This window comes from Cyanobium sp. HWJ4-Hawea (assembly GCF_024345815.1).
Classification (GTDB): Bacteria; Cyanobacteriota; Cyanobacteriia; order PCC-6307; family Cyanobiaceae; genus Cyanobium_A.
The window spans coordinates 12,659-27,038 of the sequence record NZ_JAGQBV010000034.1; the positions used below are offsets into that span (position 1 = coordinate 12,659).

Genomic DNA, 14,380 nt, shown 5'->3' on the forward strand with positions numbered 1-14,380 from the left:
GGGGATGGGGAGTCTCAGCCAGCCCCACGCAAGCGCACAACCACGAGAAGGGCCCGCAGCTAAATCAGCCAGAATCTGAGCCCTTGAGTTTATAGTTAACCTTGGGCGGGCAGCCTCTCCACCTCGAAAACACCATCGGCTGGTCGAGCTGCCTTAAGGGCCTGCCAATTAATCGCCTCTAGGAAACCCTTCGGGTCCATTGTCTCAACGACATCGACTCCCCATGAGCCCAGATCCAGCGGCGATCCGCTAGAGGCTGGAGAATCTTTCCTGCCTCCAAGGGCCAGGATTGCATGGTCCACATCATGGCCCGCCCCTTCCCGCAAGGAAGCCCAGGCCCCAACTAGCTGACTGGCTAGCTCGTGGGGATCTTGCTTGCCTACGAGCCTGACTAGCCAATGGTGATGGCTAAGGGCTTCGGCAGTGATGACTCCATCGCAATGACTTTTTAGCCCCTCTGCCAATTCACTGGCAGTAAGGGATGGAATCGATCCATTCGGGAGTTGAAGATTATGGGATATGAGGAAAGTGGTCATGCAATCTCTAGTGCGGCTTCATATTACGGGCCATCCCGGCAAACAGGCCTGGGGATTGCTTCCTGAGACAATGGATCTTTCTGACCCGCAGCCTTGAGCATCGAGTCCAGCAACCTTGCTCCAGCAGTGCCGGCCGTCTCCTTGAGTGAGTCAGAGGCCACCTTGCTTGCCGCTGAATTAAAGCTCCAACTCCGTTCTGGTGAACGGCTTGACGGAGATAGGAATCAGATCGAGAAAATGGTGGCGGGGCTTGGTGATCCCCGCGGCCTGATGAGGCTCACCTTTGCCGAAAGTCTTGGTTCTGTCGGCACGGCAGCCGTTCCCTCCCTCTGCCGCGCCCTACGCAGGCACGAAAACGTGACAGTGCGTCGCGCGGCGGCCAAGACCCTCACTTTGATAGGCGATCCCAGCGCCATACCCGACCTCCTGGAAGCTCTTCTCAACGATGCGGATCCGGTTGTTCAGGGATCGGCCGTTGGGGCCATGGCTGCCACCGGAGAGTGCGCCGTTGAGGCACTGATCAATGTATTGGCCAGTCCAGAGAGCACCACCATGCACCTGGGCCTGGCCAGCTGGGGGCTTGCCTTTGTGGGAGCCCAAGCCCCTGATGCCCTGCGCCGGGCTGCCCGCTCAACCCACACGGAAGTGCGAACCGCCGCCATAGCTGCCCTGGGCGATCAGATCCAATCCCTCAATGACCAAGAGGCTAGGGATCTTGTGGTCGAAGCCCTGGCGGATTCAGCTGAGCTGGTTCGGGCGGAGGCCGCGACCCTGCTGGGCAAGCTGCATGAGCCCCTGTGGGCCGCCCCCTTGCTCACACCCATGCTTGCGGACAGCTCCGCCCAGGTCCGCAAGAACACAGCTCTTGCCTTGATGAAGTTAGGGGCCGTTGAAGCGATTGCTGACCTGGAACAGGCCGCACCCCTAGAGACCTGCGAATCGGTAAAGCCAATTCTGCAACTTGCGATTCTGCAGCTCCGCCGCCATCAGGCCGAAGCTGATGGGGACGCCGCGGGCTGACGGGCCCGCAGGTCGTCCAAGCGGGCAACTGCTGAGTTAACGGTCTCCCTTACATAGGAATCCGTGGATTCGGCCCCCGCCAATTGGTACAGGCATGTCGCCACATCTGGATGGTCGATCCCGACCAGCGCGTTTACTGCCGCCACCGCCTGGGCCTCATTTTTTCCAAGGCAGACCTGAATTAGCAGGGGCACCGCCTGCTCCCCCACCTGGCCAAGGGCCATCACTGCAGCGATGGCCACCACTGGAGATTCGTCGGCAAGGGCAGCCTCAAGGGCAGCCATTGCCTCAAGGGGAAAGGGTATGCCTCGGAAGTTTGAGGCGACCTGGGCATAGGCCTTTACGCAGCTAGCCCGCACCGTGGCGTCGTGGCTGGCTTGAAACTTCTGCGCCAGGGGAACCATGGCCCGCTCCGCAAAGGCGCCAAGGGCCCGCACCGCTGCCCGACGCCTCACCACATCTTCCTGATCCAGCAGCAGCAGCAGCCGGGGGAGGGCCGCATCCGCATGGTTGCGGACCATGGCCAAAAAGGCCTCTGTCTGCAAATAGGGATTGGGATGGCCGAGGTCCTCGAACAGCTGGTCAAGGTCGGTGGAACTCGCTGATTGCACCATCAGATCTGGGTCTTCAAAAAAAAAAGGGAGGTCCTAGGACCTCCCCAACTCAGCTATCGAACAACCTCAGGAGAGGGAGTTGATGGCATAGTCCAGGTAGCTCTTGAGCTCGTTCAAAGCCTGGGGGCTCATGTCGCGAGGTGCGCAAGCGCGATCGCGCGTGTAGGTGAGCGCTTCCACGTAGGCAGCGGTAGGCAGGTTGAGGGTGCGGTAAACCTCACGGGCGCCGGCGATACCCCACTCGTCGAGGGGGCCAGTGCCGCCCACAACCAGGCAGTAGTTGATGAGGCGCATGTAGTGGCCCAGGTCGCGGTAGCACTTGTCCACCTTGATCTGATTGCTACCAGCTTCGCCTGCCTGCTTCAGGTAGGGGTACTTCTTGAAGCAGGCGTCGCCGGCCTCACGAACCACTTTGTCCATGCCAGCAGAAAGCTTTTCAGCTGCTTCCAGACGGGCAGTGGCGCGTTGGATATTGCCCTGAACGGCTTCGAGGTCGTTCTGGCTGGGGAAGCGACCGGCTGCATCAGCAGCGGTCACAACGGTGGTGACAACGGATTTCATCGTGTTTTCCTTTTTTGGATTGGAAGAGGTGAGAAGTGGTCGTATTCAGTCGCTCAGGACAGAGCGCTGCTCACACGATCGAAGTAGGAAGCGGCTTCTGCGACCAAGGCGGAGCAATCACCCTGGGTGGTTTCCATCTTGCGGAAACGGGTCTCATCCGGATTGGTGCCGGAGGTGTTGGTCTCGTTGATGTGGGCAGTGGAGGCTGCCTTCATGATCGCAACAGCGCGGGCTGTGGACTGAATGGGCACGCCCAGGGCGATGTAGGTCTCCTTCAGGCCGTTGAGGCAACGGTCGTCGAGCACGGAAGCATCGCCGGCCAGAAGGGCGTAGCTGATGTAGCGCAGAACGATCTCGCCATCGCGCAGGCAAGCAGCCATGCGGCGGTTGGGGTAGCAGTTGCCACCTGCCTGGATCAGGCCGGTGTTCTCGCAAATCATGCCGGTCACAGCATCGGAAACGATGCAGGAAGCATTTGAGGTGATGGCATTAACTGCGTCGAGGCGCTTGTTGCCCTCGGCGACATAGTTACGAAGGGCGGCCAGTTCACCACTGCCAATGGCAGCGTTTTTGGCGTCAGCGCTTAAAACGGCGCGGGAAAAGGCGTCGAGCATTGGGGAGTATGCCGGGCTAGGGACTTTTATGGGGGCCTCGCACCTTCTCTTGGGCATCCTGATTGCAAATGCAAATTGCAGTTGCGATTAGCCAGGGGCTTGGGAGTGGGCCGTCCATGTGGACTGGAAGCTCAAGGAAGTTAACGAAACTCTCAAGAAGAATCCCCTCCCAGAAGCGTCACGCAAGATTTCTTGACCAAAGCCGGCCACCAGGGGCCAAAACCCTGTTGCCGCTAAGCAACTCCAGGAACGCGGACCCCGCAATTTCGAATTTTCTTTATATTCTGGCAAAAACCCAAGGCTTCGTATCTGTCTGCGGTTGACGTATTTGTAATCTCTAGCCCAGGCCTCTTACTGCCATGAGTGATCCCAGCCTCCAGGAGCTTCTTGAATCGATCGAAGCCCTCACCACCTACCGGGATCGGCTGACCTCGGACGTGAGGTCCATGGGGCAGCGGTTGAAGCTGCCGCAAAAGAAAGTGGACGACACCCTGGCTTCCCATGCTGAACTTCAGCGCATTGAGGAGGTGCTCGCCCAGCTGGTTAGCCAACGGGATGCCCCCCCAAGCCCCTAGGGATATGGACGGTGGGAGCCAGGGGCCATCAGGTTTTAAGGCCTGCGAACGGGAGGCCTGCTTCAGGGTTCGAGGCCAGTAAGTTCGAACTCTCCATCCCTGCCTTCGGCGCGAGCCCCCATGTCTGTCGCCCTTGCCTCCCAGCTGCGAGAAGGCACCAAAAAGGCCCACACGATGGCGGAGAACACCGGCTTCGTGAGCTGTTTCCTTAAGGGCGTGGTCGATAAGGCCAGCTATCGCACCCTGGTGGCAGACCTCTACTTCGTTTACTCCGCCATGGAGGAGGAGTTCGCCAAGCTCAAGGACCACCCGGTGGTAGGTCCGGTGGGCTTTGTTGAGCTCAACCGCCGCGACAGCCTCGAGCAAGACCTCGCCTTCTATTTCGGAGCCGACTGGCGCACTGCGATCACAGCCACCCCTGGCGCCCAAAAATACGTCGCTCGCCTGCACCAGGTGGCAAAAGAAAGCCCCGAGTTGTTGGTGGGCCACCACTACACCCGCTACATCGGTGATCTCTCCGGCGGCCAGATCCTCAAGAACATTGCCCAGAAGGCGATGAACCTGGGCGAGCACGACGGCCTGCGCTTCTACGAATTCGACTCGATCCCCGACGAAAAGGGCTTTAAGGCCAACTACCGCACCGTGCTGGATGGCCTGCCGATTGACCAGGCCATGGCCGATCGCATCGTGGAAGAGGCCAATGGGGCCTTCCACCTCAACATGGTGATGTTCCAAGAACTCGAGGGCAACCTGATCGCCGCCATTGGCAAGGTGCTCTTTGGCTTCCTCACCCGCCGTCAGCGCTCCGGCAGCACTGAGGCCGTGCCCGCCTGAGTGCGACCCGTTCGTTTTTTGGTGCCAGGCACCACGGGCCGCTTCCGCTGCGGGGGCCTGCTGGTGGAGCTGCAAACGGCCCGGCTGGTGGGCCAGCTGGCGGCCACCGAGGTGGTCACCTACCGCCAAAGGGAACCGGGCCATCCCTTCCTGCCAGACCTGCTGAGCAGCGCCTCCCCGGCTTCTAGTCAGGCAGCAACAGAGCCCCTCTGGATTGTCAGCTGGGGTTTTGATGTGCCCCAACTCCTGCGCCAGCTGCGGGGCCGGCCCGTGGCCTACCACGCCCACAGCAGCGGCTACGGCTTTGACCTGCCGGCGGCGGTGCCGGTCCTGGCGGTGAGCCGCAACACCCTCGGCTACTGGGGAAACCGCAGCCCCCGCAGCCCCCTGCACCTGGTGCCCAATGCCCTCGAGCCCCAATGGCTGCAGCGGGGCAACCGTGTCAGCCCAGAACGCCGGCCCATTGATGTCCTGGTGCAATTACGTAAGTCGAGCCCCTACCTGCTCAAGCAGCTGGTGCCGGCCCTGCGGGCCCAGGGCCTCAGGGTGGAGGTTCAACGCGGCTGGGTGGATGATCTGGTCGACCTCTTCAACAGCGCCGCCGTGGTGCTCTACGACTCCGCCGATTACTGGCGGGGCCGCGGGGTGAGTGAGGGGTTTGGCTTGCCGCCTTTAGAGGCGATGGCCTGCGGCTGTGTGGTGTTCAGCAGCCTCAACCACGCCCTAGCCGACAGCCTTGATCCCGGCCGGCTGGGGCACCAGATCGGTGCGGGAACCCTGCAGGCAGATCTTGAACGCATCATGGCGGCCGTGGCCGATCCATTGGCCTGGCAAGCCCAGCCAGCAGAGCTGGCAGCCCTGTTGGCTGGCTGCTCCGAAGCCGCCCTGTTGGAGCGTTGGCAGGCGGCCCTCAGCCAGATCAATTCCCATTGGGACCGCATCGCCGCCGGTGAGCCGCCGCTGCGGAGTCCATCGATCTTCCGGCTCAGGCTGGGCCAGCCTTTGGCGCGGCTCCAGGCCAAATTCCCGGCGCAATTTCGGGCCCGGTTCGCCAAGCTGCTGCGATGAGCGCATTTCTAGCTGGCCTCAACGATGCCCAGAGACGGGCAGTTGATCACCACACCGGTCCCCTGCTGGTGGTGGCGGGTGCTGGCAGTGGCAAAACCCGCGCCCTAACCCACCGCATTGCCCACCTGATTGGCCACCACGGCGCCGATCCGGCCCATCTGTTGGCGGTCACCTTCACCAACAAGGCTGCCCGGGAGATGAAGGAGCGGCTCGAGCTGCTGCTGGCCCAAAAGCTGGCCCAGAGCCAGTTCGGCCAGCCCTGGAGCACCCTGCCCCTGGCGGAGCAACGCCAACTGCGCAGCCGCATCTACCGCGAGGTGATCAAGGACCTCTGGATCGGCACCTTCCACGCCCTGTTTGCCCGCCTGCTGCGCTTCGATATCGACAAATACCAGGACCCGGAGGGCCTGTCCTGGACCCGCCAGTTCTCGATTTACGACGAGAACGACGTCCAGAGCCTGATCAAGGAGATCGTCACCAAGGAGCTGCAGCTCGATCCCAAGCGCTTTGAACCCAAAAAGGTGCGTTGGGCGATCAGCAATGCCAAAAACCAGGGTTGGCTGCCGGAGCAGCTGGAGGCCGATGCCGGTGGCGGCCAACGGGGCAAGTTGATGGCTGAAACCTACCGCCGTTACCGGCGGGCCCTGGCCGCCAATAACGCCCTCGATTTCGACGACCTACTGCTGTTGCCGGTGCAGCTCCTGCGCCAAAACGAGCAGATCCGCAGCTACTGGCATCGGCGTTTTCGCCACGTGCTCGTGGATGAATACCAGGACACCAACCGCACCCAGTACGACCTGATCAAGCTGCTGGTCACCGATGGCAAGGACCCAGACACCTACAACGACTGGGAGGGCCGCTCCGTGTTTGTGGTGGGTGATGCCGACCAAAGCATCTACAGCTTTAGGGCCGCCGATTTCACGATCCTGATGGGCTTCCAGGACGACTTCGGCGACGGTGCACCCGATCTGGCCACCAAAACGATGGTCAAGTTGGAGGAGAACTACCGCTCCACCGCCACGATCCTGGAGGCGGCCAATGCCCTGATCGCCCACAACTCCGAGCGGATCGACAAGGTGCTCCGCCCCACCCGCGGCGAAGGCGAATTGATTTCCCTGACCCGCTGCGACGACGAAATCGCCGAGGCAGAGGCGGTGGTGCACCGCATGCGCATGCTCGAGGCGGCCCACCCCGACCTCAACTGGGGTGACATGGCCACCCTCTACCGCACCAATGCCCAGTCGCGGGCCATGGAGGAGGCCCTGGTGCGCTGGGGGATCCCCTACGTGGTGGTGGGTGGCCTGCGCTTCTACGACCGGCGCGAAATCAAGGACGTACTGGCCTACCTCAAGTTGTTGGTCAATCCCTCCGACACCGTCAGCCTGCTGCGGGTGCTGAACGTGCCCAAGCGAGGTATTGGCAAAACCACAATCGAACGGCTCACCGATGCCTCCAACCAGCTGGGCATTCCCCTCTGGGATGTGGTCAGTGATGCGGAGGCGGTGCGCTCCCTGGGGGGCCGTTCAGCCAAGGGTCTGCTGCAGTTCCATGGGCTGATCAGTGATCTCCAGGCCCGCAGCCAGGACATCGCCCCCTCGGAGCTGGTGCAGCGGGTGATGGAGCAGAGCGGCTATGTGGCCGAGCTGATTGCCGATGGCACCGATGAGGCGGAAGATCGCCGCCGCAACCTCAACGAATTGGTCAACGCGGCGCTGCAATACCAGGAGGAAAACGAGGAGGGCTCCCTCGAGGATTTCCTGGCCTCGGCTGCTCTAGCCAGTGATGCCGACAGCAAGGACACCGAGCAAAACCGGGTCACGTTGATGACCCTCCATGCCAGCAAGGGCCTGGAATTTCCCGTGGTCTTTTTGGTGGGCCTGGAGCAGGGGCTGTTCCCCAGCTATCGCTCCCTGGAGGATCCCTCCGCCCTGGAGGAGGAGCGGCGCCTTTGTTATGTGGGCCTGACCCGCGCCAAGGAGCGCCTATTTCTCTCCCACGCCAGCGAGCGCCGGCTCTGGGGCGGCATGCGAGAGGCGGCCCTGCCCTCGGTGTTTTTGTCTGAATTGCCCACGGAGCTGATCCAGGGCGACATCCCCCGCAGCGGCGGCGCCGCAATTCGGCGCGACCAGCGTATGGAGCGGCTCACCCGGGTGGATCGGGAGGAATCCCAGCAGGTGGCGGCTGGCGGCGAGGCAGGAGCGCCGGCCAATGCGGTGCGGCGGCGCTCGGCCGGTCCGGTCGCCGGCAAGGCCTGGGCAGTGGGTGATCGCCTGCGCCACAGCGCCTTTGGCGAAGGCCATGTCACCCACCTGTTTGGCAGCGGCGAAAAGATCTCGATTGCAGTGAAGTTCTCGGGCATGGGCCCCAAAATCCTCGATCCGCGCCTGGCACCGATTGAGCCACTCCAGTGAAGGAGATGCCGGGGGTGCCGCCGGATTTAATCGGCCTGCTGACCGAGGCAGCAGCAGGGATGCGGTTGGCCCTGGTGGGTGGGGCGGTGCGAGATCTGCTGCTGCACCGGCTGCACAACGACCCCTGGCGGGGGCTGCCGGATCTGGATCTGGTGGTGGAGGGTTCGGCCCCTGAGCTGGTGCGCCAGTTGGCCTCCAGCTTGGCCGCTGGGGCCGGCGTCCTGAAGGCTTCCAGGGAGCATGGTGCCTACGGCACCGTGGAGCTGGAGCTGGAAGTGGCCGGCCAGCTGCTGCTCTTGGATGTGGCCACGGCCCGGCGGGAGATCTATCCCCAATTGGCGGAAAATCCCCAGGTGAGCTTCGGGTGCCTGGCCGACGATCTGGCCCGCCGCGATTTCACGATCAATGCCATCGCCCTGGATCTGACCAGCTCAGACCTGCTGGATCCCCATGGCGGCCAGGTGGATTTGCAGGCCCGGCAGTTGCGCTTTTTGCATGGCGGCAGCCTCGCCGACGATCCCACCCGGCTGGTTCGGGCCGCCCGCTATGGGGCCCGTCTTGGTTTTGAGCTGGCTCCAGAGAGCCTGCAGCAGGTCCAAGCCACCCTGCAGACCTGGCCCTGGCAGTGGCGGCTGGGGGATCGGCCCGACCAGGCACCGCCGGCCCTGGCCACCCGCCTGCGGATGGAGTTGGAGCTGCTGCTTGAGCGCGAACCCTGGGCCCAGGCCCTGGAGCTTTTGCAGGGCTGGGGCGGCATGGCGCTGCTTGATCCCCAGTTGCAGGCCGACCGTTTTTGGCGGCTGCGCCTGAATTGGGCCCAGCGGGCCGGATTGCCATTGCTGGTGGCCCTGGTGGCCTGCGCCGAGCAGCCCCTGGCCCTGGCCGAGCGGCTGCAATTGCCCCACCGTCAGCACAAGTTGTTGGCTGCGGCCCAAGCCCTGCTGCAGCGGCTTGGGGCCCTCGAAAACCCTGCCGCCCTCTCCGTGCCCGAGTGGTGCGAGCTGCTGGAGGCACCTGGCTGCCCAGCGGAAGCGGTGGTTCTGCTGTTGGTCAGCACAGCCGGCCGCAGACCCCGCTGGCGCCGCCCCCTGCTGCGCTGGTGGTTGCGCTGGCGCCAGCTGCAGGCCCCGATCAGCGCCCATCAATTGGTCGCTGAAGGAATCCAGCCAGGCCCCGAATTGGGGGCCCGGCTGCGCCAAGCCCGGGCGACGCTCCTGCAAAGTGAGCGCAGCTAATGGGAGCACTCCTGCAACCATGACTTCCCCCAGGGCCGTGGTGGCGGTGCCGGCGCGGCTGGAATCCTCGAGGCTGCCCGGCAAGGTGATGGCCGATATCGGTGGTAAGCCGATGTTGCGCCATGTGCTCGAGCGCTGCGCCCTGGCCAAGGGGGTGGCGGCCGTAATCGCTTGCACCGATAGCGAGCTGGTGCAGCGCCACGCCCAAGACTGGGGCTTTGACGCCCTGCTGACTCCGGCCAGCTGCGCTTCAGGAAGTGAACGGCTGGCCTCGGTGCTGGCAGAGCTAGTGGCCGCCGCTGGCGGCGAGCCAGAAGACACCCTGGTGATCAATGTGCAGGGCGACCAGCCGCAGCTGGATCCCACGATCATCGAAACAATGGTCGAGCAGTTTGCAGCTCGCCATAAACCCCAGGTTTTAACGCCGGTCTATGCCCTGGGGCCAGACAAACTCCACGACCCCAATGTGGTGAAGGTGCTGCGGGCCGCCGATGGCAGGGCCATTACCTTTTCGCGCAGCGCCCTGCCCCATGTGCGGGATGTGCCGCCCGAGCTGTGGCACCAGCACTGCCCCTACTGGGGCCATGTGGGCATGTATGGCTACCGCGCCGACGTGCTGGCGGGCTGGAACCAGCTGCCGATCTCGCAGCTTGAGGGCCTCGAAAAGCTGGAGCAGTTGCGCCTGGTGGAGGCGGGCATCCCCTTGCATACCTTTGTGGTGGAAGGGGATTGCTTCTCAGTCGACACCCAGGACCAACTGGAGCTGGCCCGGCGACTGGCCTAGGGCTTGGGCAGGGCTGGCCTGGCCTGGTTAAACGTTTTTATCGCGCCAGCCGGAGCGGTTGAGCTCCTGCCACTGGCCCCGGCGCTCCAATAGCTGCTCGGCAAGTTCGCGCACTGCCCCATGGCCGCCGCGGCTTTTCAGCACCCAGTCGGCCCTTCTCCGCAGACCCCGCGCCCCATCGGCTGGACACACCAGCAACCCCGTGGCCGGCCTGACGGTCAGGTCGTTGAGGTCGTCGCCGATGAAGGCCGTCGCCTCAACCGGCAGCTGCAGTTGGTGCTGCAGATCCTCCAATGCGGCCAACTTGTCGCCGACCCCCACCAGGCAATGGCGAATGTCGAGGTGGGCGGCGCGCTGTTCGATCGCCCCACTGCGGCCGCCGCTGAGGAAGGCCACCTCCACCCCAGCCCGCTGCAGCATCCGAATCGCCAGGCCATCGCGCACGTTGAAACGCTTCACCACCCGGCCCGCTTCGTCGTAGTGGAGGCCGCCATCGGTGAGCACCCCATCCACATCACAGACCAACAGCTCGATGGCACGGAAGCGGGAAGCAAGCAGCAGATGGCGAATCACGAACGGCGAATCACAGATAGGGGGCTAGAGAATTGATGGGGCCAACCCCTGAGCCACCACCTCGCGGATCGCCAGCAGTTGGCGCAGCAGGGGCTTGAGGCGATGCAACGGCACCATGTTGGGGCCATCGCTGAGGGCCTCCTCCGGGTTGGGATGGACCTCCAAAAACAGCCCATCGACCCCCACGGCCATGGCAGCTCGGGCCAGGGGCGCCACAAATTCCCGTTGACCTCCTGAGCTGCTGCCCCGCCCGCCCGGTTGCTGCACCGCATGGGTGGCATCGAAAATCACCGGGCAGCCGAGGGCCTGGAGCTGGGGCAGGCTGCGGTAATCCACCACCAGGGTGTTGTAGCCAAAGCTGTTGCCCCGCTCGGTCAGCCAGAGCCGGCCGCTAGCTGGATCCAGCCCCAACTCCTTGAACTTGGCCACCACCTGGGCCATGTCCCAGGGGGCCAGGAATTGGCCCTTTTTCACATTCATCACCTTGCTGGTGCCGGCAACGGCCCTGGCGGCGGCCTCGAGCAGGTCGGTTTGGCGGCAGAGGAAGGCGGGTATCTGCAACACATCCACCACATCAGCCACGGCAGCGGCCTGGTGGCTTTCGTGGATGTCGGTGAGCACTTTTAGCCCCAGGCTGCTCTTCACCTCCTGCAGGATCGCCAGGCCGCCATCAACCCCCGGTCCACGGAAGGAGGCGCCGGAGCTGCGGTTGGCCTTATCGAAACTGGCCTTAAACACGTAGGTGATGCCCAGCTCCTGGCAAATCGCCTGCACCTGCTCGGCCACTGACAGCACCAGCTCCCGGCTTTCGATCACGCATGGACCGGCGATCAAGGTGAGGGGCTTGGCGGCCATCAGCTCTGGTTGGAGGTGAACCCAGCCTGCACCAGATCGTGGAGGCGCAACAGTCCCAGCAGCTTCTCGCTGTTTTGGGGATCAACCACGGGCAGCACGGAAATGGCCTGGCGGGGATTGCGCTCCATCAACTCCAGGGCCTCTGCCGCCAGGGCCCCAGGTGTGGTGGTGATTGGTGCGACGGTGGCCATTTCCAGGGCGGTGATCCCGGCCCATTCCTGGGGTCCGTGGCGCTGGAGGGTGCGACGCAGGTCGCCATCGGTGATCAGGCCGCCCAACTGGCCTCGATCCCTTGAGCCATGCACCCAGGCGGCACCGAGGCTTCCCCGAGAAGGGCTGCCCTCGGTGAGCTTGGCGATCACCTCCGGCAGGCGGGCCTGGGGGTTGAGCGGGCTGAGTTCGGCGGCCGGCACCATCAAATCGGCCACGGTCAGGGTCAGTTGGCGGCCCAGGGCGCCAGCCGGGTGGTTGATGGCGAAATCCTCGGGTGAAATGCCGCAGCGCTCCATCCACACCGCCGCCAGGGCATCGCCGATCGCCATCGCCACGGCCGTGCTGGCCGTGGGGGCGAGATTCAGGGGGCAAACCTCCCTGTCCACAGAGCCATCGAGGGCCACATCACAACCTGCCGCCAGGCTGGAGTTGAGCCGGCCCACCAGGGCAATGCGGCCGGTGCCGCGGCGCTTCAGGTGGGGAAGGATTGCCAGCAGCTCTTCCGTTTCGCCGCTGTTGGAGAGCAGCAGGGCCACGTCGTCGGCAGCCACGATGCCCAGGTCGCCATGGAGGGCGTCGGTGGGATTTAAAAACACCGCCGTTAGGCCGATCGAGCAAAAGGTGGCAGCAATTTTGCGGGCCACGATGCCGCTTTTGCCCACCCCAGTCACCACCAACTTGCCCCGGCGCTCCCGGCAGTTGTTCAAAAGGCTGAGGGCTGCTTCCACCTGGTCACTGTCCAGGCGCTCGGCCGCCGCCGCAATCGCCGCCGCCTCCTCCTCCAAACAGCGGGTCAGGGCAGACAAGTGAAATGGCCGTTGATGGGGCGATTCTCCCACCAGGCTGCCTAGGGCGCGCTTTTCACGCCACGCTGCCAATGCGGGCAGCGCTAGAAAAGCCGAGGGCCCTGAGGTTGGCCAGCACGGCCCCGCTTTGCTCTTTGGGAACCGCAGCCAGCAGTGGGCCGCAGGTTTGGGGATCGATCAGCAGACCGCCAAGGCCGTTAGGGCAGAGCTCAAGTTCGACCTGGCCAGCCAACAGGGAAAGGGCAGCCCCATTGGCGGGGGCCAGGCTGCTGGCGTAGCCCGCCTCGAGCAGGGCCAGGGCCCCAGGTAGGGCCAGGGCCGCCAAGGCATCCCTATCTAGAACCACCTTGAGCCCAGCCGGACTGGCTGCAAGCATCTCGCCCAGGTGACCAAGCAGGCCAAAGCCGGTGACATCCGTGCAGGCCTTGCACCTTCCTGCCGCCAGCACAGCCACGCATTGCGCCTGGTTTTGCTGCATCACCTCCAGGGTCCGGTCGATGGCCTGGGGCGGACAGAGGCGGCTCGGGGCATGGGCCATCTGGGCTGCAAACAACACCCCCGTGCCAATCGCCTTGGCGAGGATCAGGTCGTCGCCGCTACGGAGGGGCCCCTTACCCCAGGCTTCAGCCGCTGATCCATTCACGCTGAGCACCAGGCTCAAGCCGCTGCCATCGCGGCCTTCGAGGGTGTGGCCGCCGATCAGCCCAGCGCCCATCGGCTCGAGCACCGATTGGATGCCGGCCAGGGTTTGGCTGAGCAGCTCTGCCTGCAGCTGCGGTCCAGCCTCCGGCAGGGTCACCACCGCTTGCCCGCTATCCACCCTGGCTCCGCAGGCCCAGAGATCGCTGCAGGCGTGCAGGGTGGTGAGGCGGGCATTCAGCCAGGGGTCGGCCACCAGCGCTGGGAAGCCATCCACGCTTTGCAGCAACAGCTCTCCACAGGCTCCAGTGCCAACCAGGGCGGCGTCCTCAGGGGCCCTATTAATGCCTGAACGCTGCAGGGCCGCTTGGAGCGGTGCGGCGGGCAACTTGGCGGCGCAGCCCCGGCAGGCCATGGCTGGTTGATTACCAGGCTGGTTAGCCGGCTGGTTGGCACCTTGCCCCATGGCTTGGAGGTCTTCAAAGCCGGCCATGAAGCGCCGGTCGATGGCCTCCTTCCAGCGCCAGAGCAGCCGGCTGGGCCCGAAAGCAAAAGGTCCCCAGAGGGCAAGGGCCCGCGGTCTTCCCGTGATGGAGCCCCCATCTCCGACTAGCTGCAGAACCTGCCTTTGGGGCCTCCAGGACTGCAGCGGTTTGCGCTTTGGCTCTGCTATCAGCTGGTTTTGCAGGCTTCGCTCCAGGTTGGCGGCCAGCACCGGCGCAGCCCGCACGGCCCAGACGCCCGAGGCCGGCCTGGGGTGGCTGGCGATTACGCCGCAATCACCGCTGGCGAATAGGCCGCCATGGCCCAGCACCTGCAGGCTGGTTTCCGTGAGTACCCGCCCTGAGCCGTCGGTGGGCAGGCCTGATTCAGCCAGCCAAGCTGGGGACTGGCTGCCGGTGCAGAGCAGGTTTTGATCGGCGCTGCCATTTGCGGTCAGATCAGGGCAGGCCGCGTTGGTTGGCCCTGGAACCGTGAGGGGAATGGCGGCTTGTTGGAGTAGCTGGCGGCCGCGGCGGTTGGCGGCTTTTGAGCCCAGCCT

15 protein-coding genes are annotated in these 14,380 nt (G+C 64.1%); 7 read left to right on the forward strand and 8 right to left on the reverse strand.

Translation table 11 applies throughout. The annotated features are described in order from the left end of the window. Positions 1-95: 95 nt before the first annotated feature. On the reverse strand, positions 96-536 hold the full coding sequence (locus KBY58_RS08720; protein ID WP_255003971.1) for a DUF2656 family protein: 441 nt from the start codon (positions 534-536) through the stop codon (positions 96-98). Positions 537-629: 93 nt separating this feature from the next. Between KBY58_RS08720 and KBY58_RS08725 the strand changes: the two genes are divergently transcribed. Beyond that, positions 630-1,556 carry a HEAT repeat domain-containing protein gene (locus KBY58_RS08725; RefSeq protein WP_255003972.1) on the forward strand — a complete coding sequence of 309 codons (927 nt, stop codon included), beginning with the start codon at positions 630-632 and terminating at the stop codon, positions 1,554-1,556. On the opposite strand, the gene KBY58_RS08730 is transcribed toward KBY58_RS08725, so the two are convergent. From KBY58_RS08730 to cpeB, 3 genes are all read right to left on the reverse strand, one after another. Next, entirely contained in the window at positions 1,523-2,170 is a 648-nt protein-coding gene (locus KBY58_RS08730; RefSeq protein WP_255003973.1) for a HEAT repeat domain-containing protein, read from the reverse strand. The genes KBY58_RS08725 and KBY58_RS08730 overlap by 34 nt on opposite strands. Positions 2,171-2,236: 66 nt before the next feature. Then, positions 2,237-2,731, reverse strand: coding sequence for a class 1 C-phycoerythrin subunit alpha (cpeA, locus tag KBY58_RS08735; protein ID WP_255003975.1), 495 nt, complete (start codon positions 2,729-2,731; stop codon positions 2,237-2,239). 53 nt (positions 2,732-2,784) lie between these two features. Further along, complete coding sequence (cpeB, locus tag KBY58_RS08740) at positions 2,785-3,345, reverse strand: class 1 C-phycoerythrin subunit beta (RefSeq protein WP_255003977.1); 561 nt, start codon at positions 3,343-3,345, stop codon at positions 2,785-2,787. A gap of 359 nt (positions 3,346-3,704) precedes the next feature. Between cpeB and KBY58_RS08745 the strand changes: the two genes are divergently transcribed. The 6 genes from KBY58_RS08745 (at position 3,705) to kdsB (ending at position 10,252) form a co-directional block, all read left to right on the forward strand. Next, positions 3,705-3,920 (forward strand): hypothetical protein, encoded by a 216-nt coding sequence (locus KBY58_RS08745; protein WP_254934753.1) that lies wholly within the window; start codon positions 3,705-3,707, stop codon positions 3,918-3,920. A gap of 120 nt (positions 3,921-4,040) precedes the next feature. Continuing rightward, complete coding sequence (locus tag KBY58_RS08750) at positions 4,041-4,754, forward strand: heme oxygenase (biliverdin-producing) (RefSeq protein ID WP_254934494.1); 714 nt, start codon at positions 4,041-4,043, stop codon at positions 4,752-4,754. Beyond that, positions 4,755-5,822, forward strand: coding sequence for a glycosyltransferase (locus KBY58_RS08755; RefSeq protein ID WP_255003978.1), 1,068 nt, complete (start codon positions 4,755-4,757; stop codon positions 5,820-5,822). Further along, positions 5,819-8,233, forward strand: a complete 2,415-nt coding sequence (locus KBY58_RS08760; protein WP_255003979.1) for a UvrD-helicase domain-containing protein — start codon at positions 5,819-5,821, stop codon at positions 8,231-8,233. Before KBY58_RS08755 ends, KBY58_RS08760 begins: the two co-directional genes overlap by 4 nt. 5 nt (positions 8,234-8,238) lie before the next feature. Then, positions 8,239-9,468, forward strand: a complete 1,230-nt coding sequence (locus tag KBY58_RS08765; protein WP_255003987.1) for a CCA tRNA nucleotidyltransferase — start codon at positions 8,239-8,241, stop codon at positions 9,466-9,468. Between the two features lie 19 nt (positions 9,469-9,487). Then, positions 9,488-10,252: a 3-deoxy-manno-octulosonate cytidylyltransferase gene (gene kdsB, locus KBY58_RS08770; RefSeq protein ID WP_255003980.1), complete on the forward strand. Its 765-nt coding sequence runs from the start codon at positions 9,488-9,490 to the stop codon at positions 10,250-10,252. Positions 10,253-10,279: 27 nt separating this feature from the next. Here kdsB and KBY58_RS08775 read toward each other — a convergent pair whose 3' ends face one another. From KBY58_RS08775 to selD, 4 genes are all read right to left on the reverse strand, one after another. Further along, positions 10,280-10,822, reverse strand: a complete 543-nt coding sequence (locus KBY58_RS08775; RefSeq protein WP_396099804.1) for a KdsC family phosphatase — start codon at positions 10,820-10,822, stop codon at positions 10,280-10,282. A 27-nt stretch (positions 10,823-10,849) separates the two neighbouring features. Continuing rightward, entirely contained in the window at positions 10,850-11,680 is an 831-nt protein-coding gene (gene kdsA / locus KBY58_RS08780; RefSeq protein ID WP_255003983.1) for a 3-deoxy-8-phosphooctulonate synthase, read from the reverse strand. Then, positions 11,680-12,699, reverse strand: a complete 1,020-nt coding sequence (locus KBY58_RS08785; protein ID WP_255003984.1) for an SIS domain-containing protein — start codon at positions 12,697-12,699, stop codon at positions 11,680-11,682. The genes kdsA and KBY58_RS08785 overlap by 1 nt, the downstream gene beginning before the upstream one ends. 55 nt (positions 12,700-12,754) lie before the next feature. Next, on the reverse strand, positions 12,755-14,380 hold a 1,626-nt coding region (gene selD / locus KBY58_RS08790), incomplete at its 5' end, for a selenide, water dikinase SelD (protein WP_255003986.1).

Excerpts from the sequence above, each read along its gene's own strand:
- KBY58_RS08720 (WP_255003971.1), bottom strand. The coding sequence starts at position 536 with ATGACCACTTTCCTCATATCCCATAATCTTCAACTCCCGAATGGATCG.
- KBY58_RS08730 (WP_255003973.1), bottom strand. The coding sequence starts at position 2,170 with ATGGTGCAATCAGCGAGTTCCACCGACCTTGACCAGCTGTTCGAGGAC.
- cpeA (WP_255003975.1), bottom strand. The coding sequence starts at position 2,731 with ATGAAATCCGTTGTCACCACCGTTGTGACCGCTGCTGATGCAGCCGGT.
- cpeB (WP_255003977.1), bottom strand. The coding sequence starts at position 3,345 with ATGCTCGACGCCTTTTCCCGCGCCGTTTTAAGCGCTGACGCCAAAAAC.
- KBY58_RS08745 (WP_254934753.1), top strand. The coding sequence starts at position 3,705 with ATGAGTGATCCCAGCCTCCAGGAGCTTCTTGAATCGATCGAAGCCCTC.
- KBY58_RS08750 (WP_254934494.1), top strand. The coding sequence starts at position 4,041 with ATGTCTGTCGCCCTTGCCTCCCAGCTGCGAGAAGGCACCAAAAAGGCC.
- KBY58_RS08760 (WP_255003979.1), top strand. The coding sequence starts at position 5,819 with ATGAGCGCATTTCTAGCTGGCCTCAACGATGCCCAGAGACGGGCAGTT.
- KBY58_RS08765 (WP_255003987.1), top strand. The coding sequence starts at position 8,239 with ATGCCGGGGGTGCCGCCGGATTTAATCGGCCTGCTGACCGAGGCAGCA.
- kdsB (WP_255003980.1), top strand. The coding sequence starts at position 9,488 with ATGACTTCCCCCAGGGCCGTGGTGGCGGTGCCGGCGCGGCTGGAATCC.
- kdsA (WP_255003983.1), bottom strand. The coding sequence starts at position 11,680 with ATGGCCGCCAAGCCCCTCACCTTGATCGCCGGTCCATGCGTGATCGAA.